The organism is Halomonas sp. CH40, from assembly GCA_041875495.1.
In the GTDB taxonomy this organism is placed as follows: Bacteria; Pseudomonadota; Gammaproteobacteria; order Pseudomonadales; family Halomonadaceae; genus Vreelandella.
Window position 1 is genome coordinate 2,128,197 of the sequence record CP112982.1, and the last position, 20,888, is coordinate 2,149,084.

The window sequence follows — 20,888 nt, forward strand, 5'->3', positions numbered from 1 at the left end:
AATTGCCGGTTGATCACTGGCCAAGCGATGCCAGGCACTATAAAGTTGCAGCTACTCCAAGGTTTTAAGCCTTTGCATGTTACAACTTCTTGAAAGCTCAACCACGTTAGCTTATCAAGCATATTTCCAGACCCTTTTATCAACCCTCGTTCAAACACAGGTAGCAAGATGTCAGAACAGCAGGTGAATAACCTTAACGTGCTCGCTCAGGATGTCCTGATCACGCCGGAAGCACTCAAGCAGGCCGTCCCGCTTACCGAAAAGGCCGAGCGCTGCGTTATTGAAGGTCGCCAGACCATTCAGAACATTCTCGATGGCAAGGACCCGCGTCTGCTGGTGGTCGTCGGCCCTTGTTCCATCCACGATGTAGAAGCCGCCAAGGATTACGCCAAGCGTTTACGCGAACTCGCCGACACGGTCAGCGACAGCCTGTATATCGTCATGCGCGTCTATTTTGAGAAGCCTCGCACCACAGTGGGCTGGAAAGGCCTGATCAACGACCCGCACCTTAACGATTCTTTCGAGATCGAGGAAGGCCTGCACATTGCCCGCCGCCTGCTGGTTGACCTGGCAGAAATAGGCCTGCCACTGGCTACCGAAGCCCTCGACCCGATTTCCCCCCAGTACCTGCAGGATTGCATCAGCTGGTCTGCGGTTGGCGCGCGCACCACGGAATCCCAGACTCACCGGGAAATGGCCTCTGGGCTTTCCGGCCCGGTTGGTTTCAAGAACGGCACCGATGGCAGCCTGGATGTGGCCATCAACGCCCTTCAATCGGTTGCCAGCCCGCATAACTTCCTGGGTATCAACCATGCCGGCCAGGTGTCGATCATTCGCACCCGTGGCAATGCTTATGGCCATGTGGTGCTGCGCGGCGGCAATGGCAAGCCGAACTACGATAGCGTCAGCGTGGCACTGGCCGAGCAGGAACTCAAGAAAGCTGGTCTGTCGCCCAATATCATGATCGACTGCTCCCACGCCAACTCTAACAAGGACGCCGCCCTTCAGCCGCTGGTGCTGGAAAACGTCACCAACCAGATTCTCGACGGCAATACGTCGATCATCGGCCTGATGGTTGAGTCCAACATTGGTTGGGGCAATCAAAAGGTACCTGCCGATCTGAGCCAGCTGCAGTACGGCGTTTCCATCACCGATGCCTGCATTGACTGGGATACAACCGTCGACGCCTTCACCCAAATGAATGAAAAGCTGGCAGCCGTGCTGGCCAAGCGCATCGCTGCTTAACCAGCCCGCGCCAGACGCTTCATCAGACGCTGTAACATCCGCCCAGCTTGGCTAAGCTGGGCGGACTCATTTCACACACCCGCGATTTCACGCCGAAACGGTGGCAAGGCATCCAGCAGCGCCTTGCCGTAGCGGCGTGTTAGCACCCTTCGGTCCAACAGGGTAATTCTGCCCCGGTCGCTTTCCTTGCGGATCAGGCGCCCGCAGGCCTGCACCAGCTTGATCGATGCATCAGGCACGCTGATGCGCATGAAGGCGTTACCGCCCTGACTTTCAATCCACTCAGCCAGGGTGGCGCCCACAGGATCATCCGGCACCGCAAACGGCAGCCGGGTAATGATCACATGAGTCAGGTAGTCACCGGGCAGGTCAATCCCTTCGGCAAAACTGGCCAGCCCAAAGATGATACTGCCCTTGCCCGCATCCACAGCATCACGATGACGCTCCAGCAACTCGCGCTTGGGCAGGGCATCCTGAGCCAGTACGCGCTGCTTTACCCTAGCCGGCAATGCTTTCTCGACGGCCCTAAGCTGAGCGCGGGAAGAGAACAGCACCAGGGTGGCTTCGTCCTTGCCCAGCGCCGCCACAAAATCAACAATTGCCTGCTCGTGAACATCACGGTTCCCCGGGTCGGCGGCGGCCTGGGGCACGCTCAGCACCGCATTGGCGTAATCAAACGGGCTGGGCAGCGCCTGATAACGGTAGCGGCTGGCCAGACCCGCGCGCTCCTGCAGGCGCTCAAAACGCCCCAGCGCTGTCAGGGTCGCGGAGGTCACTACGGCGCCGTGGCAACGCCCCCAGAGATTTTTCGCCAGGGTTTCTGCTGCGGAAACCGGGCTGGCCGAAAACTCAATATCCGGCTCGCCGTTGACCCGGTTCAGGCTGATCCAGCGCGCACTGGGTGGCGCCTTGGGCGGGTCTTCTGTGCTGAAGGCAGTCCATAGCGCATGGGCGTCATCAGCCCGGCCATGCGCCAGGGCCACCAGCGGCAACCAGGCTTCCGCCTGCTCACGGGCCAGGCCCGTCTGCTTGTCAGGGTCCAGGCTTTCGCGCAGGATATCGCTGATGCTTTCCAGAGTGCGCGCCAGAGTGGCAAATATCGTCACCAGCTGGGTGGCCTGCTCGCGCAGCCCATCGGGTGCCTTGCCGCCTTCAAAACGCACCTGCTTAAAGGTCTCATCGTCATGCAGACCGTTAGGTCGCTCGGCCAACTGATAGCCAGTCTGAAACACATCGCCAAGCAGCGGCTCAAGCGCTTGCAGGGTATCCGGCAGCGTCGCCAGCAAGCGCGCCACCGTGGTCTGCGCGGCCAGCGCCTGATTGAGTTCTGTCAGGCTGTTCTTAAGGGTTTTCAGCCAGCCCAGGCAACCATGTACGGCAAAACGGTGAGCAAAGTGCGATAGCGCTTTATCAGGCAGATGATGGCCTTCATCAAAGATGAAGATGGCATCTTCCGGATCCGGCAGAATCGCACCGCCACCCAAGGAAAGATCCGCCAACACCAGATCATGGTTAGCGACAATTACATCGGCTTCTTCCAGGTCACGGCGGGCACGAAAGAAGGCGCAGGCCGCAAAGTGACCGCAGCGGCGGTTGGTACATTGGCGGTGATCCACCGTCAATCGCCGCCAGCTCTGGGCATCAATGCTTTCTGGCCAGCTATCCCGGTCGCCCTGCCATTCGCCTTTGCCATAGGCGTCCACCATGTTTTTCGCCAGCGCCTCAAACTCGCTGTTACCGGCGGCCAGATCCTGCTCGAACAATGACATAGCCGGGTTGGGTTCAGCGCCGCCGGTGGCCTGATCAAGGCGCGCTACGCATACGTAGCGGCCACGCCCCTTGGCCAGGGCATAGCGAAAAGCCAAACCACTGTGCTTGGCCAGCATGGGCAGGTCTTGGTTGAGCACCTGCTCCTGCAGAGCAATGGTTGCCGTCGAAAGAATCAGGCGCTTGCCCTGGGCCTTGGCAATCGGCAGCGCGGAAAGCAGGTACGCCAGGGTTTTACCCGTGCCGGTGCCTGCTTCAAGCACGCAGACATGGGTATCATTCTGGCGCTTGCCATCGTTGTCCATGCTGATACCGCCCAGGGTACGGGCGATTTCGGCCATCATCAGGCGCTGGCCATAGCGCGGTGTCAGCGACAGCTGCTCCACCACCCGACGATAGGCCGCCTGTATTTCGCTTTTCAGCGCATCATCCAGCATGACCGTTACAGCAGACCTTCCGGCGGATGTTCGCAGGGTAGTTTCTCATCGATGTAGCGTTCAATTTCTGGCAGCGAGAAGGCATCTTCTTCGCCGACAAAACTGATTGACACACCCTTGGCGCCAGCACGGCCGGTACGTCCGATACGGTGGACGTAATCTTCCGGGTCTTCCGGCAGGGTATAGTTGATGACGTGGCTGACATCATCAATGTGAATCCCGCGCCCGGCCACATCAGTGGCGACCAGCACCTGAATCTCGCCTTCGCGGAAACGCTCCAGCGTCTTGATCCGCTGCGCCTGAGGCACATCACCCGACAGCATGGCGGCATTGATACCGGCTTTGCTGAGCACATCATTGAGCTTGCGCACCAGGTCACGGCGGTTGCCGAAGACCATCACGCGCTCAAAGCTTTCCTGCTCCAGCAGGCTGACCAGCAGGCGCTGCTTGTCATCGTCGGACACCATATACACGCGCTGATCGATATCTGCCTGATTTTCCAGGGTGATTTCGATCTCGACATGCGCCGGGTCAAGCGTCCACTGGCTGGCCAGATTAAGAATATCCTCGGTAAAGGTCGCCGAGAACAGGAAGGTCTGGCGCTCTTCCTTCTGGGGCGTATAGCGGATGATGCGCTTGACGTCAGGAATAAAGCCCATCGACAACATGCGGTCGGCTTCATCCAGCACCAGCACTTCCACTTCACCCAGGTCGATATCCTTTTTCTGATGAAAATCGAGCAGACGGCCCGGCGTGGCCACCAGGATGTCGATTTTCTTGCCCAGGCTATCGCGCTGCTTCTGGTAATCCATACCGCCGACAACGCTGGCGACATTCAGCTTGGTGAAACGCGCCAGCGCACGGGCATCTTTCTCGATCTGCAGGGCCAGTTCACGGGTAGGCGCAATCACCAGCGCTCGAGGAGCACCCTGTTTCTGGCCTTCCGGCGCTGGCTCTTCCAGGAAGTAGGCCAACATCGAAATCAGAAAGGCGGCTGTCTTGCCGGTACCCGTCTGTGCCTTGCCGACAATATCGCCACCGAGCAGCGTCTGGCGCAGGGCTTCAGCCTGAATCGGCGTGCAGTATTCAAACCCTTGGGCGTGAATGGCACGCATCAGGGGAAGCGGCAGATCAAAATCATGAAAGCGCCATTTACCCGCCACAGCGGGCACCTGAAACTGGCGCAGATCCCAGTTCGACTGGCGACGACGCGGTTTGCGACGACGACGCTTGGGCTTACGGTTCTGGGCCGATGCGGGGGTCTGTTCCGGCTCGCTCATAGGCTCTCTATTCGTCAGTTACGGTGAATGTTGCGTGATGAAGACAGTATTGTAACAGGCTTTGCCCGCCAGGCACCCTTCTCGATTGTGTTCTCCATGTGCGATGGCGCCTGGACTGTTAGAATACAGTTCAACACTAACGTTTTTACATCAGCGGAGCGTGATATGACGCGCAAGAAAAAAACCCGTTCACTCGCCGACAAGGTGACAATTCGCACCGGTCGGCGCAAGGATTTCAAGAAGTGGCGCCACGATAACCCGGATCAGGTAGCGCCTTCACGGCGTTTCGTCGCCAAAAAGCAGCAGCAGCGCAAGTTGCAGGCTGCCCGTAAGATGGCGCGCCAGGAAAGCGGACAGTCCATCCAGATTCACCCCGGCGACAAGGATAACAAAGAGGACTCATGATGCGGCTGGTCTCTTTCAATATCAACGGCATTCGCGCCCGGCTGCATCAGCTGCAGGCATTGATTGATCAGCTCAAGCCTGATGTGATCGGCCTGCAGGAAACCAAGGTTCACGATGATGCCTTTCCCCGTGACGCCGTTGAAGCCATGGGCTATCACGTCTTCTATTTTGGCCAGAAAGGCCATTATGGGGTTGCCCTGCTTTGCCGTCAGCGGCCGGAGGCTGTCTTCTACGGCTTTCCCGATGACGAGGAAGACGCCCAGAAGCGCATGATCGGCGCCCGCCTGATCGCCGAGGATGGCGAGGCCGTAACGGTCTGGAATGGCTACTTTCCCCAGGGTGAAAACATCGCTCACCCCACCAAGTTTCCCTATAAGGAACGTTTTTATCAACAACTGGCCCGCCTGCTTGATCAGCAGCATCGCCCGGATGAGCGCCTTGCGGTGATGGGCGATTTTAATATCTCGCCACAGGATCAGGATATTGGCATTGGTGAGCCAAACCGCAAGCGTTGGCTGCGCGAGGGCAAGACCAGCTTTCAGCCGATTGAGCGCGAGTGGCTGGAAGGCATCAAGGCTTGGGGGCTAAGCGACAGCTATCGTCTGATTCACCCTGAGCGCAATGACCATTTCAGCTGGTTCGACTACCGCTCAAAGGGCTTTAACGACGATCCCAAACGCGGCCTGCGGATTGACTATATTCTGGTCACCCAACCGCTGGCAGACTGCGTATCCGGCGCGGATATCGACTACCCCCTGCGCGCCATGGAAAAGCCTTCTGACCATGCGCCTACCTGGAGTGATTTTTCCATCACCCTGAAAGACGCCACCTGATTCCCTCTGGCGCTGTTTACCTTAGCTGAAACTCAATGCGTTGAGTGGCGCGCCTGAGCTGCTCGCTGGCCTCAAACTGCCAGCGAGCAATGGCGTCCAGCGCCGCTTCTTCAAACACCCGCTTCGGCTGGGCCCGGATCACGCGAATCGTCCTGCTGTCCACACTCCCATCACGGCGGATCACAAACTCCACTTCGACAAACCCTTCCAACCCGCGCCGTTGGGCGCGCCGTGGGTAGGTGGGGTTTACCCGGCTGGCCGGGGCCAGCTGGCCGACGCTCACCGGCTCATTTGAAGGCGCAGCCTGCGCCTGGGCAGGCGCGTCTTGCTGGGGTGAAGCAAACGCATGCTCGGCCGCAGACTTGGACGCGGCATCCGCCTGAGGCGTGGGCTCAGGTTTTGCTTCGGGTTCTGATTCTGGCTTGGGTTCAGGTTCAGGTTTAGGCTCTGGCTTTGGTTCGGGCTCAGGTTCTGGTTTGGGTTCTGGCTCAGGCTCTGGTTTAGGTTCCGGTTTAGGCTCTGGTTCTAGCGCTTCACTGTCATTGACCACCACCTGGCTGTCAGCGTCCGGCAATGCGTCAGGCACTTGCTCCACCTGGGGTGGCGGCGTTTCTGTGTCAGGCACGTTTTCGCTGGCCGCAGGCGTTTGTGCGGCCTGTTCAGGTGGCGTTTCGGTTGACTCGGTGGCTTCTAGCAGGGTCATCGACAGTGTCATTTCGGGAGCTTCCACTGGCCGCTCCGGCGGAGTGACCAGCAGGGCTAACAGCCAGAACAATCCCACTGCCAGCGTCATCCCTCCCAGCATGGAAAGCAGATGGCGCATCATCGTTTGCTCCGGCTTGCCGCTACCGCGACCTGTTCAACGCCAGCCTGTTTGAGGCGGTCCATCACTTCAATCAGAAGACCAGTGGTGGACGCCCGGTCCGCCTGAATAACCACAGCGCCATCATCACTCAACATTCCGGCCACCTGTTGGCCAATACGATGCACATCCACCGCTTTGCCATCCACCCAGACAGCGCCTTCAGGCGTAATGGCCACCAGCACCTGAGCATCCAGGCGCGGCGTTGCCGCTGAGGCTTCTGGGCGCTCGATCTCGACGCCGCTTTCCTTGATAAAGCTGGTGGTGACGATAAAAAAGATCAGCATGATAAACACCACATCAAGCATCGGTGTCAGGTTTACCTCGTTGCTGTCTGTCGTGAATTCCATGGAACGGCGTCTACGCATTGTTTTCCTCCAGCGCGCGGGCCAGGCGGTCATTCAGGCGCTGGTCTTCCCGGCGAATCACATGCTCAAGACGGCTGATCAACAAGAGCCCGACCAGCGCAATGGCCATACCGGCCAGGGTGGGCAGCGTGGCCCGCGCCACACCGTCGGCCATGGCCCGAGCCTGATGGGTATCGCTAAGAGCCAGACTATCAAAGACGCTGATCATGCCGGTCACCGTGCCCAATAAGCCGAGCAGCGGGCACAGAGCCACTAACAGTTTGATCCAGGGTAAGGGGCGACGCAGCCTGGCCACCAGTGTTTGCGTCCACACTTGGCGCAGCGTGCGAGCACTCCAGCTGCGATGATCGCTGCGCGCCGTCCAGCGACGGATCAGCTGACGGCGGGCAAGGCGCCAGCTGACGCGGTAATACCACCAGCGTTCAAGTGCCATACCAAAAACCAGCATGGCCACCAGTGCCAATATCCCCAGCACGGGGCCGCCTGCGTCTAACAGGCGCTCAACCGGGGCCAGCCAGAGAGGCAAGTTGGGCATATCACAGCCCTCCGTGCTTATCAGCAGGAAGGGCGTCAGACGGTGAGGTTGAACCTGATTCGAGATGATCCGCCAGGGCAGCGCTGGCTTCGCCTTCCAGGGTCTGAATGATCAAGCGGCTGCGGGTCGCCAGGGCCGTCTGGGCAAACAGCAGCGGCACGGCCGTCACCAGCCCCAGCACCGTGGTGACCAGCGCTTGGCTGATACCGCCAGCCATCAACTGGGGGTCGCCGGTGCCGAATACAGTAATCGCCTGAAAGGTCACTATCATGCCGGTCACCGTGCCTAACAGGCCAAGCAGCGGGGCAATGGCGGCCAGCAGCTTAACGATCGGCTGCCCACGCTCAATACGTGGAAGCTCCGCTAGCACAGCCTCATCCAGGCGGGCCTCCAGCGCCTCCGGCGCCTGATACTTGTCCAACTCCTTGAAGCGCGCCAGCACCCGGCCCAGAGGATTGTTCGCCGATGGCTGACCCAAGGCCTTGCACTGGCGGCGCATCCGCAGACTGACCACGCTCAGGTAGCCATACTGTATCAGGGCCACCAGCATCCCCAGGCCACCCAAAGCGACGACGACGTAGCCCACATAGCCCCCCTGATGGAAGCGCTCCAACAGGCTGGGCTGTTGAGCAAGGGCGTTCAACACGCTTCCCTGGGTCGGGTCGATGGCAAACACGCGGCTGGCCCCTTGGTGATAGTCCGCCAGCACCTCGCTGATTGCCGAAGGCGTTCGCGGCACTTCAGCCAAGTGCCCTTCTTCCTGGGGCATGCTGAGCAAGGCGGTATCGGTAAAGGCCGCAAAATCCCCCAGGCGCACAATATCACGCACGGCAATCTCTCCGCTGGCATCCGCCACGGGCCGCTCAAGGCGCTCGGCCTGCCCGGTGCGCTGAGTCAGCCGCGCCAGGCTATCCACCAGGGTTTCAATCTGCTCAGGCTCCAATACGTCAATATCATCCAGGCGCGGTGGCAGCGTATCGGCCTCGAGAGTTAACCAGCTATCGCCTCCCAGCTCGTTGCGCACGTCTTCACTGTGCCGGGAGAGATCCGCCAGCAGCGCCGTTAGCGTTTCGCCCTGTTCACTCTGACGCTCCGCCAGGGTTTGTGCTCGCCGCATTTGCTGTTGCTGCTGTTCCACCAAGGCTGCCTGCTGCTGCTCAGCGGCCTGGTGCTTGGCTCGGGCATCATCCAGCGCCGCTTCCAGCGCCTGCGGGTCATTCAGCAGCGCTTCAAGCCTGGCTTGATCCAAAGCGCTTGCCGCTTCCCGGGCGTCCTGTAGCGAAATCAGGCCTTCGGTCTGGCTAAGCGCCTTGCCGCTGGTGGCTAGGCTGGCCAGCAAGATTAGACAGATCAGCATTTTCATCGCTGACCTCCTGCGGCGTCTTCCACCATCACCGAAAGCGGTAAACGCAAAAGCTCGGGAGTTCGCTGTTCATCGGCAATTCGCAGGCCGTTTCGCACCTCGCGCCGGGCAGTTTCATCCAGCGCGAGCCATTGGCGGCTTTCGACATCCCATACGCCGCCCTGGCGACCGTCTGGCGTGAGGTAGTACAGGCCAATACGGCCAAGGCGCAGGAACTCGACGTCACGGGGGTTGCCTTCATCCGATTGCAGGCGCCCGCGCCAGCTATCCACTGCGCGGCCGTAGGCCAGTTCGGCGCGCCAGGCTTCCAGCAAGCCCGCAATCCGGGTGGCGCTATTGGCCTGGGCAGGTTCGGCGGGCGCTAAACGCGCCAGGCGCTCGTCTTTTAGAAACGGCAGATCAGCATTGATCCAGGCGGCTAGTTGCTCCCTCATCAGCTGCTCGATCTCTGGCAAGGCAGCGCGGGTGTCATCTAGGTTATTCAGCGCCCTTTCAAGGCGCTGCTGGTGTTGGGCCTCGCTGACCAAGCGGGTAGTCAAGGCAGCGTTGGCGGCTTGCAGCTGGTGGGTATCGCGTTCAAGGCGGCGCAATTCTTCAATAGCTGAGCGGGTCGAGTCATCCGCTGCCTCAATCTGCTGCTGGAACGCAGACGGCGCCCCACCCTGCTCTTCCTGCGCCATGATGTTGCTACTTGCCATCAGCGTGCCGCTGGCCAGAACACCGGCAAGCCAGCATCCCTGCAGGGCTAGTAAAGGCCTTTTCAGCACGTCATGCCTCCGTTACTGGCAGGTGCGCTGAAAAGATCGCGCACCGCTTCAATTAGTTATGAGAACCATTTGTGTTTGATCACAAGGCGCATAGCCTACCACCTATTGAGTAAATAACAATATTTATCATTAACATTTAGTGGAATCGAAACGAAAAGCCAACGCCATGTTGGCAATCTGCCTCAATCGAGGCGAGGCGTACAATTAAGAAAAGGCACAGGAGGGAAAGAAAATAGAGAAAATTACAAGATAACGGTATATTGTTGGTTTCAAGCCCATCTGGTTAGAGCGGCGGAAACCGATGACCGGCAACCGCTGATGATTAGCAGGTTCAGGCTTACGTTTTCGAAGACATCGAAACGGGCCATCAGAACTGACGGTGACGTGCGAGAGGCAAGCCGTTAGCTTCAACATAGGTATTCGAGCTTGCGCATCAATACTGCACAGCGGCAGTTTTTATCTCGGATCACGAACCAGTTATTAGCCGCGAAACGTTGGAAAACGGCCTGACAGCAACGGCTGGTTAAATACTTGACAGAACCGTAGCGCAGCGGAGGTTTTGGCATCCGGTTAAGGTCGAGTTATGTTTCGTTTTCTGGTAATTCGAGCTGCCTCTCAGTCCGCCAGACGCGTATGAGTACAACCTCTTGAGCCTGCCTAAGGTAGACAACCCGAAATGGCGCGTGAATCAATTCACGAATATGATCTAGGTTGAATTCAGGAACAACTCGGCCAGCATCAGGGTGGAGTTGAAGCAGCTCGCTATGCTCCAGAATATTCGTCACGAAACCATCACCGATATGTGGCACATCCTGTTCTTTGTAATACGCCTGAATAGCCTGTAAGTCCTCAATAGCTGACTGTGCGATGCGTAATTCCATTTACTGAATGCCCAACGTTTTCTTGGCATCCTCCAGCGATAAGGTGTTGCCCTCACGAACATTCATCAGCCCCTGCGCCACCGCCTTTACGAACCGCAATTCCTCTGCTGCTCTCTCATAATCCTCAAGCCCCTGAACCACAGCGACCCCACGGCCGCGACTGGTAATCAGGATTGGGCGGTGAGTGTCATGCGCTTGACCCACCACCTTTCCGGGATTGATCTTAAGGTCTGATAGAGGAATGACATCCTCGGAAAATTTAACCTGCATAGTGATTACCTGACCAACGATCTGAAGACCTTTAAATAGCACCTGTTAATAGGTGCGGTCAAGACATATAATGCAGAGCTTTGCAGTAAGTTTGTTGCCGCGAAGCAGTTGAGAAATTGTTTTGAATCTCTCCAAGTTGTAATAACGCATGTACGTCGCAACGTCATTTTTCATATGTTGTCGTGTGGGCTGTGGGATTTTCAGCAGCCAATCATGCTCCAGCCATCCACCATAGACCGCCATCACCAGTGACAAACCCGCAGCGAAGCGGAGGTTTTGGCATCCGGTGCATGGCCTAGTTAAGCAGCGTGTAACGGTTTAATCCGGTCAACTTCCTCTTTGATCGACTGAGCCGCCGTCCACAGATCAACAGCACGCCGCGCATTCAGCCAAAATTCAGGAGAGTTACCAAATAAACGAGCAAGTCGCAGCGCCATTTCAGGACTGACAGCACGTCGTTCTCGCAACAGCTCATTAACTGATTGACGAGAGACACCCAAAGACTCAGCCAGCCCTGCAACCGTCAGGTCATAGTCTGGTAAGAAATCTTCTCTGAGCATTTCACCAGGATGAGTTGGCTTGCGCTGAATACCGTTAGTGTTTGGAATAGCCATGTTCATCACCTTTCTCAGTGGTAGTCGCACACTTCGACTGATCCTTACACTAATATTTATGCCAAGTATAGTGCGCGGATGGCTTTCTAACCATCGTGCAAAAATTGATGAAAAGATACCCAACACAGCAAAAGTACTGAATGTCATAAAGGTAAACTATGCACCCAACAAGAGAGTTTGCAACTCTAGTCACGCTGCTGGGGATACAACGGTTCAAACCTGAGGTTCATCAGCGCTTTATTGGCGTTATAGTGAAGGAATTTCTTCACATCTTCCGTCAGGCCGTGTTCACAGGAGTCTCTCGGCGTGCTGCCAACTGCCGCGCCAATCGGTATCGCCACAATCTACGCGGGCTGTAGAACGTCAGTGGTGAGTGGCGATTGGCCACCTTGGCGTGGAATATCAAGCGGATGCATCGCCTGGCCTCAAGCTGAGGGGCTTCCCCCTTGCATATAATTGAGATCCGTCACCAGTGCTTGGGCTGCTACTGGCGTTTCAAATAGCACCTAATGGTGCCATATTGCTGAAGCAGTCCGGTGGCAACACAAAACGGTGGGAGGTGGGCGCCGTCACTGTAAGCGATGCTCATAATCCGACAGACTGCTAGCTTTTGCTGCCAACGCTTCTGCTCACGCTGTTGTCTTTCAATGTATTCTGATAGTGCCTGATTGATAACCCAGCCTTTGCTCTGGTGGAGCCTGCAGGCGATTGCTTCCAAGTGCTGTTCAACTTCTGCTTGTAGGCGCACGTTTGTTATGTGATATTCAAACCATGTGCTACAATGTCTTACATTGCATCACACCTTGGAGTAATTACCATGAAAAGCGAAATGCTTAGCACACGCATAGATCATGACACAAAGGTTGCTTTTACCAACATTTGCGATGATGTCGGGCTAAGTCCATCTCAGGCTCTTAAACTTTTTGCCCGAGCAGTCATCAACCACGGTGGTATACCCTTTGAGCTTAAGGCGCGTCAACCAAATGCGACAACTACCGCTGCAATTAAAGAATTGGTTGAAGGCAAAGGCAAACAAAGCTCATCTGTCGATGATATGCTCAACGAGCTGACCGAGGGCAAGATTCGAAATGCTCGCTCTTGAATATTCAACACAATTCAAAAAAGATTTTAAAAAAATCACTAAGATGCCTATTCCCGACATTATCGAAGTCGGGAATATTATTTCCCAGTTACAACGCAGTGAAACGCTAGCATCCAAAAATATTGATCATCTACTAACAGGTAACTGGCATGGCTTTCGCGATTGCCACATTCAGCCTGATCTTGTTCTGATCTATAGAATCAACAACGACACACTACAACTTGCACGCATTGGTTCTCACAGCGAGCTTTTCTAGCTGCTGCATACCTCAAATAACGCGAAGCAAAGCGCACTACCCTTACCTTGTCGATGTTCAAAGTAGCCTGCTAAGCGAACTTGCAACCTGCATCGTCATCCCTTTGGGAAAACGCTCCGCCTTCGGTGGCGAAACCCTGCAAGCTCTCACGCCGGACATCAGCTTTGGAGACGAGGCGCTTCTACTGTTAACCCCACAAATTTCCACTGTTTCTGAAAAGCACCTCAAAAACCCGGTGGGTTCTCTATCGCACTTCAAAAAGCAGATTGTTGGAGCCCTGGATAGGGCTATCACCGGCATTTAACGCCGAGGTAACCGGACGCTTTGAAGCGTCAGCGTAAAAGCGGTCCGGTTGACCAACTGGTTAAATGCCGTATTCACGCTCAACCTTGGCCACCCTAACCCTAAAGCTGGAATACCATTGCTGATGGCCAAGTCGCTGGGCCTCTCGATGCTCAGCATTTTTCTTCCAGTTGGTGATTGCTTCAAGACTTGCCCAGTACGACACAGTAATACCTACGCTCTCTCTAGCAGACTCAATGCCCAGAAAGCCGGGTTGCTCTGATGCCAATTTCACCATTCGTTCAGCCATTTCAGAGTACCCATTATCACCCTCCGTGCGATAGCTGCTGAAGATCACCGCGTAATATGGAGGATCAGGTGTGTTGGCAATCTCTGACATAACTCCCTCTAGGCATTTAACAGTGATTGGACTGCACGTCCTGATATTGGATGAACAATCTTGCGCGTTCAATAATATTATCCGACGTGCTTCATCCCCCCCCAACTCATTGATTTTTATAGCACTTAAATATAGCTGGGCCACCTATCCAGAATTCGCGCGCTTGCGCGTTTTGCTCGACTTAATAAAACTGTATATGCATACATTAAATGAAGTGAGGCAACTTGGCACTTGGGATAGCGGTTATTCCAACCACACTTTCAGTCTGAGAATAACAGATTTTGCTTATAAAGAAAGTGGCGAGCACCCCGCTCGCCACTTGCCTGGCGGGAAATCGGCTTCTTAAAACGCCCAGTCGTCGTCTTCAGTGGCGACGGCCTTGCCGATGACGTAGGAAGAGCCGGAGCCGGAGAAGAAATCGTGGTTTTCGTCCGCACTCGGGGAAAGTGCTGCCATGATGGTTGGATCGACATCCGTCACACTGCTGGGGAAGAGTGGTTCGAAGCCAAGGTTCATCAGCGCCTTGTTGGCGTTGTAGTGAAGGAACTTCTTCACGTCTTCCGTCAGGCCCACTTCATCATAGAGCGATTCGGTGTAGCGCACCTCGTTATCGTAAAGCTCCAGAAGCAGTTCATAGGCGTAGTCCTTGACCTCCTGCTGGCGTTCCGGCGTCGCTTCTGCCAGAGCCTGCTGGAATTTATAGCCGACATAATAGCCGTGTACCGCTTCATCGCGAATGATCAGACGAATCAGGTCAGCGGTGTTGGTCAGCTTGGCGTGGCTGGACCAGTACATCGGCAGGTAAAAGCCCGAGTAGAACAGAAACGACTCCAGGAAGACGCTGGCCACCTTGCGCATCAAGGGATCATCCGAGCGGTAACGGCTGAGAATCAGCTCGGATTTCATCTGCAGCGTCGGGTTTTCCTCGCTCCAGCGGAAGGCATCGTCCACGTCACGGGTGTTGCACAAGGTCGAGAAGATCGAGCTGTAGGAACGCGCATGCACGGATTCCATAAAGGCGATATTGGTGTAGACCGCCTCTTCATGGGGGGTGCGGGCGTCGTCCATCAGCACCGGGGCGCCCACGCTGCTCTGGATGGTATCCAGCAATGTCAGGCCGGTGAATACCCGTATGGTCAGCTGTTTCTCCTGAGGGGTCAGGGTATTCCACGACTGGATATCGTTGGACAGCGGCACTTTTTCCGGCAGCCAGAAGTTGCTGGTCAGGCGGTTCCAGACCTCCAGGTCCTTATCATCCTCAAGGCGGTTCCAGTTGATGGCATCAACCCGCGATAAACGTTGCATCATATTCATGTGAATTACCCTTGTCAGTCGCGTGATCAGGTTAGAGGGTGCAGGAAACGCAGCCTTCCACTTCCGTGCCTTCCAGCGCACTTTGGCGCAGGCGGATGTAGTAAAGCGTCTTGATGCCTTTGCGCCAGGCATAAATCTGCGCCTTGTTGATATCCCGGGTGGTTGCGGTGTCCGGGAAGAACAGCGTCAGCGAAAGCCCCTGATCCACGTGCTGGGAAGCCTCGGCGTAGGTGTCGATAATCTTTTCCGGGCCGATTTCGTAGGCATCCTGGAAATAGTCGAAGTTGGCCTCGTTGAGGAAAGGCGCCGGGTAGTAGACCCGCCCCAGCTTACCTTCCTTACGGATCTCGATCTTCGCTGCCACCGGATGAATACTGGAGGTGGAATGATTGATATAGGAGATCGACCCCGTCGGCGGCACCGCCTGCAGGTTGCGGTTATACAGGCCGTGGGCCATAACGGATGCCTTCAGCGCCTGCCAATCCTCCTGAGACGGCAAGGCAATACCGCTGCGCTCAAACAGCTGGCGTACTTTTTCGGTACGCGGCAGCCAGGCCTGATCGGTGTACTTGTCAAAGAAAGTGCCCGAGGCATAGGTGGAATCTTCAAACCCGGCAAAGGCTTCGCCGTGCTCAATGGCCAGCCGGTTGGAAGCGCGAATGGCATGGAAGGCCACGCAGTAGAAATATAGATTGGTGAAATCCAGACCTTCATCCGAGCCGTAATAGATATGCTCACGGGCCAGGAAGCCGTGCAGGTTCATCTGCCCCAGGCCAATGGCACGGGATTTGGCGTTACCTTCAGCAATGGAGGGCACGCTCTGCAGATTGCTCATTTCAGAGACGACGGTCAGCCCGCGAATAGCAATCTCGACGCTGGTACCGATATCCCCTGCATCCATCACCTTGGCGATATTCATCGAACCCAGGTTGCAGGAGATATCCTGCCCCACTTCACGGTAACCAAGGTCATCATCGTATTGGGTGGGCGTGTTGACCTGCAGGATCTCGGAGCACAGGTTGCTCATGTTGATGCGCCCGGCAATCGGGTTGGCGCGATTAACGGTGTCCTCGAACATGATGTAGGGGTAGCCGGACTCGAACTGCAGCTCTGCCAGAGTCTGGAAGAAGGCGCGAGCATTGATCTTGTGCTTGCGGATACGCGCATCAGCGACCATTTCATGATACTTCTCGGTCACGCTGATATCGCCAAAGGGCACGCCATAGACCCGCTCAACGTCATAGGGCGAGAACAGGTACATGTCGTCGTTGCGCTTGGCCAGCTCAAAGGTAATGTCCGGAATCGTCACGCCCAGCGACAGTGTCTTGATGCGAATTTTCTCGTCGGCATTTTCCCGCTTGGTATCCAGAAAACGCAGGATATCCGGGTGGTGAGCATTGAGATACACCGCCCCGGCGCCCTGGCGCGCGCCCAACTGGTTGGCATAGGAGAAAGCATCTTCAAGCAGTTTCATGATCGGGATAATGCCCGACGACTGGTTCTCGATGCGCTTGATCGGCGCCCCCGACTCGCGGATATTGCTGAGCAGGAAGGCCACACCGCCGCCGCGCTTGGAAAGCTGCAGCGCCGAGTTGATCGAGCGGCCAATCGATTCCATGTTGTCTTCGATGCGCAGCAGAAAGCACGACACCAGCTCGCCGCGCTGCTGCTTACCGCAGTTCAGGAAGGTCGGGGTCGCCGGCTGGAAACGCCCGCTGATAATCTCATCCACCAGCGACCTGGCCAAAGCCTGATCACCGCGAGCAAGCGCCAGGGCGACCATGCAGACACGGTCTTCATAGCGTTCCAGATAACGTTTGCCATCAAACGTCTTCAGGGTGTAGCTGGTGTAATACTTGAAAGCGCCCAGAAAGCTCGGAAAGCGGAATTTATAGGCGTAGGCCTGCTCAAACAACCCCTTGATAAATTCGGCCGGGTACTGGGCCAGTACATTGGCCTCGTAATAGCCCTCTTCCACCAGGTAATCGAGCTTTTCTTCCAGAGAGTGGAAGAAAACGGTGTTCTGGTTCACATGCTGAAGAAAGTACTGACGGGCCGCCTCGCGATCCTTATCCAACTGCAACTCACCGTTGGCACCGTAAAGGTTCAGCATGGCATTCAGGGCGTGGTAATCCAGCGCGCGCCGATCAGGGGCGGCAGCGTCAGGTGCTTGCTGTTTCTCTAGGGTTGACGTTTCCAAAATGCATTCACTCCTTCACGGACTCTGATGACATCTTCATCAGTGCCAAACAGTTCAAATCGATACAGAAACGGTACCTGGCACTTTTCGGCAATAATCTGCCCGGCCATTCCATACGCTTCGCCAAAATTGGTATTTCCAGCGGCAATCACCCCGCGGATCAGGCCCCGGTTATGCTTATCGTTCAAGAAGCGGATCACCTGCTTGGGAACGGCCCCCTGGGCATAGCCGCCACCATAGGTGGGGGTGACCAGAATGTACGGCTGCTCTACCTTTAAGGTGGGTTCCTGACGATTCAGCGGCAAGCGCTGGGCGCTAAAACCCAGCTTCTGGATAAAGCGATGGGTATTGCCTGACTTGGTGGAAAAATACACCAGAGTGCCTGCCGGCTCGACGGCCCTATCTGCTATCTGCATGGTGAGTTTCAGGCCAGCGCCTGAATACGGTCCGGGCGGAAACCCGACCAGTGATCTTCACCTGCCACAACCACCGGCAGCTGACGATAGCCCAGGGCTTCAACCTGTGCTTTGGCGTCATCTTCAGCGGTGATATCAATAACGGTGTACGCCAGGCCCTGCTTATCCAGCGCGCGGTAGGTCGCGGTGCATTGGACGCAGGCAGGCTTGCTATAAATCTGGATATCCATGGCTATTTTTCCTTTTCATCGCAGTGTTTTTCAGGTAGGGCATATCTAGTGCCTACCCTCTTTGAAAGGCACAACACATACTATATATAGCACATGGAAAAATCAATTCAGGCATATGTGGTATTTTTAATCCACAGGTTATTGACAGCTATTACCCAATATTCTACCCAGCCGGTGCTTAGAGGCTGCCTCAGCCACCCACTTGGATATCCTTTCAGCACCTGTGTTTTTTTGTTTTTTTCCACAAAAAAACCGCCCCCTTTTCAGGGAGCGGTTTTTTGTGGCGATCTCAGTATGAGGTGCCGTTATCGTCTGCGTTGGATCAGGCGATAGCAGCCTGATAACGGCGCTCAACGTCTTCCCAGTTGATGACGTTGAAGAAGGTTTCAACGTAATCAGGACGCTTGTTCTGGAATTTCAGGTAGTAGGCATGTTCCCAAACATCCAGACCCAGCACAGGCGTATTGCCATGCATGATCGGGCTGTCTTGGTTCAAGGTGTTCTCTACAACCAGTTTTTTCTCAGGTGTGACGGAGAGCCAGGCCCAACCGCTACCAAAACGACCAAGCGCCGCTTTCTTGAAAGCATCCTTGAACGCATCAAAGCCGCCAAGCTCAGCATCAATTGCCTTGGCCACATCGCCCTGCGGCTGACCGCCGCCATTGGGCGACATCATTTGCCAGAACATAGAGTGGTTGGCATGGCCGCCACCGTTGTTGATGACCGCCTGACGCTTTTCTTCAGGAACGCGATCAAGGTCAGCAATCAACTCTTCAACCGGCACGTCTTCAAGGCCAGTGCCTTCAAGCGCAGCGTTCAGGTTGGTGACATAAGTATTGTGGTGACGCGAATGGTGAATTTCCATGGTCATCGCGTCAATATGCGGCTCAAGTGCATCATAAGCGTACGGAAGTTCAGGCAGTGTATGTGCCATTGTTATCATCTCCTTGCGTGGCTTTTACGAATATCACGACGTTCACTAACATGTGTTGTTGCCAATGTCTGAACGCCCTGTCATCAATTCAATGCTAAAAATCTGTGTGTTACGAAACTATGTGCGGACTGTATGACAGTTTTTCAACCATTATAGTCACAATTTTAATTTCGCAGCCCGATTTTGCCTTGCTGCATTGACCGAGTAATTTAATCAACTATTTGAAGTCTACCTAATTTTTCGGCCAGAAAAAAGCCGGCCCTCTTTGAGAACCGGCTAATCAGGCATTAACCTTTAGTCATGTCATACAGTGACCTGCAGGCCAGAAGCGGACAGGCCCGCTGAACCCAAGGGTTTACAGTTTGCTCTCAAGTTCCGGCAGCACCTCGAACAGGTCACCGACCAGGCCGTAATCAGCCACCTGGAAAATCGGCGCTTCTTCATCCTTGTTGATCGCCACGATCACCTTGGAATCTTTCATGCCCGCCAGGTGCTGAATGGCACCGGAAATACCCACGGCAATGTACAGATCCGGCGCGACGATCTTGCCGGTTTGCCCTACCTGCATGTCGTTGGGCACAAACCCTGCGTCCACTGCCGCACGGGAAGCCCCCATGGCAGCCCCCAGCTTGTCAGCAATGCCTTCCAGCAGTTTGAAGTTTTCACCGTTGCCCATACCACGGCCGCCGGAAACCACCACCTTGGCACCGCCCAACTCAGGCCGGTCAGATTTGGCCAGCTCTTCACCAATAAAGGTGGACTGAGTGTTTTCCACTACGATATCAACCGCTTCAATGCTGGCAGCACCACCGTCACCCACGCCATCAAAGGCGCTGGGGCGAACGGTAATCACCTTGAGGGCGTCTTCGCTCTTGACGGTGGCAATCGCATTACCCGCATAAATGGGGCGCTTGAACGTATCAGCGCCTTCCACTGCTATGATATCGGAAAGCTGATTGACATCTTTCAGTGCGGCCAGACGCGGCAAGACGTTCTTGCCCGTGGTGGATGCAGAGGCCAGTACATGGGTGTAGTCATCCGCCAACGCCAGCAGCAGCTTGCCCATGGGTTCAGCCAGCTGATGGGCATAGACAGCATTATCGGCGACCCGCACCTTGCTAACCCCATCAAGTTTGGCCGCTGCGTCAGCCGCTGCCTGGACGTTTTCACCCGCCACCAGAACATCAATATCACCGCCAATTGCCTGGGCGGCGGCAATAACACTTGCCGTAGCGCCCGCCAGTTGACCGTCATGTAAATCAGCCAGTACCAGAATGCTCATGAATTCGGCTCCTATTTAAAGCACTTATATGATTTAAAGTACTTTGGCTTCGTTTTTGAGTTTGTCGACCAGCTCATCTACCGAGGCGACCTTGACGCCTCCCTGGCGCTCGGCGGGCGGCTCAACGCTAACCAGGCTCACCTTACTGGCCAGCTCGACACCCAGGTCTGCCGGTGTTTTGACATCCAGCGGCTTTTTCTTGGCCTTCATGATATCGGGCAGTTTGGCATAGCGCGGCTCATTCAGGCGCAGGTCAGTGGTGACAATGGCCGGCAGGGAAAGCTCGATGGTCTGCAGCCCCCCATCAATCTCACGGGTTACCTTGAGCTTTTCACCTTCTACGCTTACCTCGGATGCAAAGGTGCCCTGAGGCAGGTCGGTCAGCGCTGCCAGCATCTGACCCGTCTGATTGTTATCGCTATCAATTGCCTGCTTACCGAGCACGACAAGGCCGGGCTGCTCTTCTTCTACCAGTTTGGCGAGCGCCTTGGCAGCTCCCAGAGAATCAACCCGCTCATCGGTTTCAATATGAATCGCCCGGTCGGCTCCCAGCGCCAGCGCAGTACGCAACTGCTCTTGTGCTGCCTTGGGGCCAATCGTCACAGCCACCACCTCTGTCGCCACGCCTTTTTCTTTAAGACGTACGGCTTCTTCAACGGCAATTTCACAAAACGGGTTCATGGCCATTTTGACATTGGTGAGATCAACATCGGATCTATCCGCTTTTACGCGAATCTTGACGTTGTAATCAATGACGCGTTTCACCGCGACGAGTACTTTCATGGATTCCTCGCTTGGCTTTCTGGTAAGCCCTTACTGAAAAAGGGTGTTAGCAAACACTTGAC

Annotated in this window: 25 protein-coding genes; 6 read left to right on the forward strand and 19 right to left on the reverse strand. The window is 55.7% G+C overall.

The genetic code is table 11. The features are described 5' to 3' along the window. The first annotated feature begins 168 nt into the window (after positions 1 to 168). Positions 169 to 1,245, forward strand: coding sequence for a 3-deoxy-7-phosphoheptulonate synthase (locus OR573_09775; GenBank protein XGA78807.1), 1,077 nt, complete (start codon positions 169 to 171; stop codon positions 1,243 to 1,245). Positions 1,246 to 1,316: 71 nt separating this feature from the next. On the opposite strand, the gene dinG is transcribed toward OR573_09775, so the two are convergent. After that, positions 1,317 to 3,449 carry an ATP-dependent DNA helicase DinG gene (gene dinG, locus OR573_09780; protein XGA78808.1) on the reverse strand — a complete coding sequence of 711 codons (2,133 nt, stop codon included), beginning with the start codon at positions 3,447 to 3,449 and terminating at the stop codon, positions 1,317 to 1,319. A gap of 5 nt (positions 3,450 to 3,454) precedes the next feature. Next, the gene (gene rhlB, locus OR573_09785; GenBank protein ID XGA78809.1) at positions 3,455 to 4,729 is read right to left on the reverse strand and encodes an ATP-dependent RNA helicase RhlB; all 1,275 of its coding nucleotides are present in this window, start codon (positions 4,727 to 4,729) and stop codon (positions 3,455 to 3,457) included. A gap of 165 nt (positions 4,730 to 4,894) precedes the next feature. Here rhlB and OR573_09790 point away from each other — a divergent pair, with 165 nt between their 5' ends. After that, entirely contained in the window at positions 4,895 to 5,134 is a 240-nt protein-coding gene (locus OR573_09790; protein ID XGA78810.1) for a hypothetical protein, read from the forward strand. Continuing rightward, a complete protein-coding gene (xthA, locus tag OR573_09795; GenBank protein XGA81715.1) occupies positions 5,134 to 5,967 on the forward strand; it encodes an exodeoxyribonuclease III in 834 nt (277 codons plus the stop codon). Before OR573_09790 ends, xthA begins: the two co-directional genes overlap by 1 nt. Positions 5,968 to 5,983: 16 nt before the next feature. Here xthA and OR573_09800 read toward each other — a convergent pair whose 3' ends face one another. The 9 genes from OR573_09800 to OR573_09840 all read right to left on the reverse strand — a co-directional run bounded on the left by OR573_09800 (position 5,984) and on the right by OR573_09840 (position 12,375). Continuing rightward, positions 5,984 to 6,793, reverse strand: coding sequence for a TonB family protein (locus tag OR573_09800; protein XGA78811.1), 810 nt, complete (start codon positions 6,791 to 6,793; stop codon positions 5,984 to 5,986). After that, the gene (locus OR573_09805; protein XGA78812.1) at positions 6,790 to 7,197 is read right to left on the reverse strand and encodes a biopolymer transporter ExbD; all 408 of its coding nucleotides are present in this window, start codon (positions 7,195 to 7,197) and stop codon (positions 6,790 to 6,792) included. The genes OR573_09800 and OR573_09805 overlap by 4 nt, the downstream gene beginning before the upstream one ends. Continuing rightward, positions 7,190 to 7,732, reverse strand: a complete 543-nt coding sequence (locus OR573_09810; protein ID XGA78813.1) for a MotA/TolQ/ExbB proton channel family protein — start codon at positions 7,730 to 7,732, stop codon at positions 7,190 to 7,192. The genes OR573_09805 and OR573_09810 overlap by 8 nt, the downstream gene beginning before the upstream one ends. Before the next feature lies 1 nt (position 7,733). After that, the gene (locus OR573_09815; protein ID XGA78814.1) at positions 7,734 to 9,095 is read right to left on the reverse strand and encodes a MotA/TolQ/ExbB proton channel family protein; all 1,362 of its coding nucleotides are present in this window, start codon (positions 9,093 to 9,095) and stop codon (positions 7,734 to 7,736) included. After that, positions 9,092 to 9,862 carry a DUF3450 family protein gene (locus OR573_09820; GenBank protein ID XGA78815.1) on the reverse strand — a complete coding sequence of 257 codons (771 nt, stop codon included), beginning with the start codon at positions 9,860 to 9,862 and terminating at the stop codon, positions 9,092 to 9,094. Before OR573_09820 ends, OR573_09815 begins: the two co-directional genes overlap by 4 nt. Positions 9,863 to 10,443: 581 nt before the next feature. Further along, positions 10,444 to 10,743 (reverse strand): type II toxin-antitoxin system RelE/ParE family toxin, encoded by a 300-nt coding sequence (locus tag OR573_09825; protein XGA78816.1) that lies wholly within the window; start codon positions 10,741 to 10,743, stop codon positions 10,444 to 10,446. Then, a complete protein-coding gene (locus tag OR573_09830; GenBank protein XGA78817.1) occupies positions 10,744 to 11,013 on the reverse strand; it encodes a type II toxin-antitoxin system Phd/YefM family antitoxin in 270 nt (89 codons plus the stop codon). 299 nt (positions 11,014 to 11,312) lie between these two features. Then, positions 11,313 to 11,627, reverse strand: coding sequence for a HigA family addiction module antitoxin (locus OR573_09835; protein ID XGA78818.1), 315 nt, complete (start codon positions 11,625 to 11,627; stop codon positions 11,313 to 11,315). 484 nt (positions 11,628 to 12,111) lie between these two features. Continuing rightward, complete coding sequence (locus OR573_09840; protein ID XGA78819.1) at positions 12,112 to 12,375, reverse strand: hypothetical protein; 264 nt, start codon at positions 12,373 to 12,375, stop codon at positions 12,112 to 12,114. A 69-nt stretch (positions 12,376 to 12,444) separates the two neighbouring features. On the opposite strand from OR573_09840, the gene OR573_09845 reads away from it, so the two are divergent. Genes OR573_09845 through OR573_09855 form a run of 3 tightly spaced genes read left to right on the forward strand, consistent with a single transcriptional unit; the run spans position 12,445 to position 13,289 of the window. Further along, the gene (locus OR573_09845; GenBank protein ID XGA78820.1) at positions 12,445 to 12,729 is read left to right on the forward strand and encodes a type II toxin-antitoxin system RelB/DinJ family antitoxin; all 285 of its coding nucleotides are present in this window, start codon (positions 12,445 to 12,447) and stop codon (positions 12,727 to 12,729) included. Next, positions 12,716 to 12,985: a type II toxin-antitoxin system YafQ family toxin gene (locus tag OR573_09850; GenBank protein XGA78821.1), complete on the forward strand. Its 270-nt coding sequence runs from the start codon at positions 12,716 to 12,718 to the stop codon at positions 12,983 to 12,985. The genes OR573_09845 and OR573_09850 overlap by 14 nt, the downstream gene beginning before the upstream one ends. Continuing rightward, positions 12,960 to 13,289 carry a CcdB family protein gene (locus tag OR573_09855; protein XGA81716.1) on the forward strand — a complete coding sequence of 110 codons (330 nt, stop codon included), beginning with the start codon at positions 12,960 to 12,962 and terminating at the stop codon, positions 13,287 to 13,289. The genes OR573_09850 and OR573_09855 overlap by 26 nt, the downstream gene beginning before the upstream one ends. Positions 13,290 to 13,349: 60 nt before the next feature. Here the strand turns inward: OR573_09855 and OR573_09860 are convergent, their stop codons facing one another. The 8 genes from OR573_09860 to OR573_09895 all read right to left on the reverse strand — a co-directional run bounded on the left by OR573_09860 (position 13,350) and on the right by OR573_09895 (position 20,826). After that, on the reverse strand, positions 13,350 to 13,667 hold the full coding sequence (locus OR573_09860; GenBank protein ID XGA78822.1) for an antibiotic biosynthesis monooxygenase: 318 nt from the start codon (positions 13,665 to 13,667) through the stop codon (positions 13,350 to 13,352). Between the two features lie 342 nt (positions 13,668 to 14,009). Further along, positions 14,010 to 15,113, reverse strand: a complete 1,104-nt coding sequence (nrdF, locus tag OR573_09865; protein XGA78823.1) for a class 1b ribonucleoside-diphosphate reductase subunit beta — start codon at positions 15,111 to 15,113, stop codon at positions 14,010 to 14,012. Then, positions 15,013 to 17,181 (reverse strand): class 1b ribonucleoside-diphosphate reductase subunit alpha, encoded by a 2,169-nt coding sequence (nrdE, locus tag OR573_09870; GenBank protein XGA78824.1) that lies wholly within the window; start codon positions 17,179 to 17,181, stop codon positions 15,013 to 15,015. Before nrdE ends, nrdF begins: the two co-directional genes overlap by 101 nt. Continuing rightward, positions 17,163 to 17,597 carry a class Ib ribonucleoside-diphosphate reductase assembly flavoprotein NrdI gene (gene nrdI / locus OR573_09875; protein ID XGA78825.1) on the reverse strand — a complete coding sequence of 145 codons (435 nt, stop codon included), beginning with the start codon at positions 17,595 to 17,597 and terminating at the stop codon, positions 17,163 to 17,165. The genes nrdE and nrdI overlap by 19 nt, the downstream gene beginning before the upstream one ends. Positions 17,598 to 17,605: 8 nt before the next feature. Further along, a complete protein-coding gene (gene nrdH / locus OR573_09880) occupies positions 17,606 to 17,827 on the reverse strand; it encodes a glutaredoxin-like protein NrdH (protein ID XGA78826.1) in 222 nt (73 codons plus the stop codon). 322 nt (positions 17,828 to 18,149) lie between these two features. Next, positions 18,150 to 18,761, reverse strand: a complete 612-nt coding sequence (locus OR573_09885; GenBank protein ID XGA78827.1) for a superoxide dismutase — start codon at positions 18,759 to 18,761, stop codon at positions 18,150 to 18,152. Positions 18,762 to 19,116: 355 nt separating this feature from the next. Beyond that, positions 19,117 to 20,043 carry an FAD-binding protein gene (locus OR573_09890; protein ID XGA78828.1) on the reverse strand — a complete coding sequence of 309 codons (927 nt, stop codon included), beginning with the start codon at positions 20,041 to 20,043 and terminating at the stop codon, positions 19,117 to 19,119. Positions 20,044 to 20,076: 33 nt separating this feature from the next. After that, on the reverse strand, positions 20,077 to 20,826 hold the full coding sequence (locus OR573_09895) for an electron transfer flavoprotein subunit beta/FixA family protein (GenBank protein ID XGA78829.1): 750 nt from the start codon (positions 20,824 to 20,826) through the stop codon (positions 20,077 to 20,079). Positions 20,827 to 20,888 lie beyond the last annotated feature (62 nt).

Coding starts and splice junctions, on each gene's coding strand:
- OR573_09845 (XGA78820.1), top strand. CDS start 12,445: ATGAAAAGCGAAATGCTTAGCACACGCATAGATCATGACACAAAGGTT.
- OR573_09885 (XGA78827.1), bottom strand. CDS start 18,761: ATGGCACATACACTGCCTGAACTTCCGTACGCTTATGATGCACTTGAG.
- OR573_09790 (XGA78810.1), top strand. CDS start 4,895: ATGACGCGCAAGAAAAAAACCCGTTCACTCGCCGACAAGGTGACAATT.
- OR573_09835 (XGA78818.1), bottom strand. CDS start 11,627: ATGGCTATTCCAAACACTAACGGTATTCAGCGCAAGCCAACTCATCCT.
- rhlB (XGA78809.1), bottom strand. CDS start 4,729: ATGAGCGAGCCGGAACAGACCCCCGCATCGGCCCAGAACCGTAAGCCC.
- OR573_09895 (XGA78829.1), bottom strand. CDS start 20,826: ATGAAAGTACTCGTCGCGGTGAAACGCGTCATTGATTACAACGTCAAG.
- OR573_09825 (XGA78816.1), bottom strand. CDS start 10,743: ATGGAATTACGCATCGCACAGTCAGCTATTGAGGACTTACAGGCTATT.
- OR573_09850 (XGA78821.1), top strand. CDS start 12,716: ATGCTCGCTCTTGAATATTCAACACAATTCAAAAAAGATTTTAAAAAA.
- OR573_09800 (XGA78811.1), bottom strand. CDS start 6,793: ATGATGCGCCATCTGCTTTCCATGCTGGGAGGGATGACGCTGGCAGTG.
- xthA (XGA81715.1), top strand. CDS start 5,134: ATGCGGCTGGTCTCTTTCAATATCAACGGCATTCGCGCCCGGCTGCAT.
- OR573_09815 (XGA78814.1), bottom strand. CDS start 9,095: ATGAAAATGCTGATCTGTCTAATCTTGCTGGCCAGCCTAGCCACCAGC.
- OR573_09860 (XGA78822.1), bottom strand. CDS start 13,667: ATGTCAGAGATTGCCAACACACCTGATCCTCCATATTACGCGGTGATC.
- OR573_09805 (XGA78812.1), bottom strand. CDS start 7,197: ATGCGTAGACGCCGTTCCATGGAATTCACGACAGACAGCAACGAGGTA.
- OR573_09830 (XGA78817.1), bottom strand. CDS start 11,013: ATGCAGGTTAAATTTTCCGAGGATGTCATTCCTCTATCAGACCTTAAG.
- nrdF (XGA78823.1), bottom strand. CDS start 15,113: ATGCCTGGCGCAAAGGCATCAAGACGCTTTACTACATCCGCCTGCGCC.
- dinG (XGA78808.1), bottom strand. CDS start 3,449: ATGCTGGATGATGCGCTGAAAAGCGAAATACAGGCGGCCTATCGTCGG.
- OR573_09890 (XGA78828.1), bottom strand. CDS start 20,043: ATGAGCATTCTGGTACTGGCTGATTTACATGACGGTCAACTGGCGGGC.
- nrdH (XGA78826.1), bottom strand. CDS start 17,827: ATGGATATCCAGATTTATAGCAAGCCTGCCTGCGTCCAATGCACCGCG.
- OR573_09810 (XGA78813.1), bottom strand. CDS start 7,732: ATGCCCAACTTGCCTCTCTGGCTGGCCCCGGTTGAGCGCCTGTTAGAC.
- nrdI (XGA78825.1), bottom strand. CDS start 17,597: ATGCAGATAGCAGATAGGGCCGTCGAGCCGGCAGGCACTCTGGTGTAT.
- OR573_09775 (XGA78807.1), top strand. CDS start 169: ATGTCAGAACAGCAGGTGAATAACCTTAACGTGCTCGCTCAGGATGTC.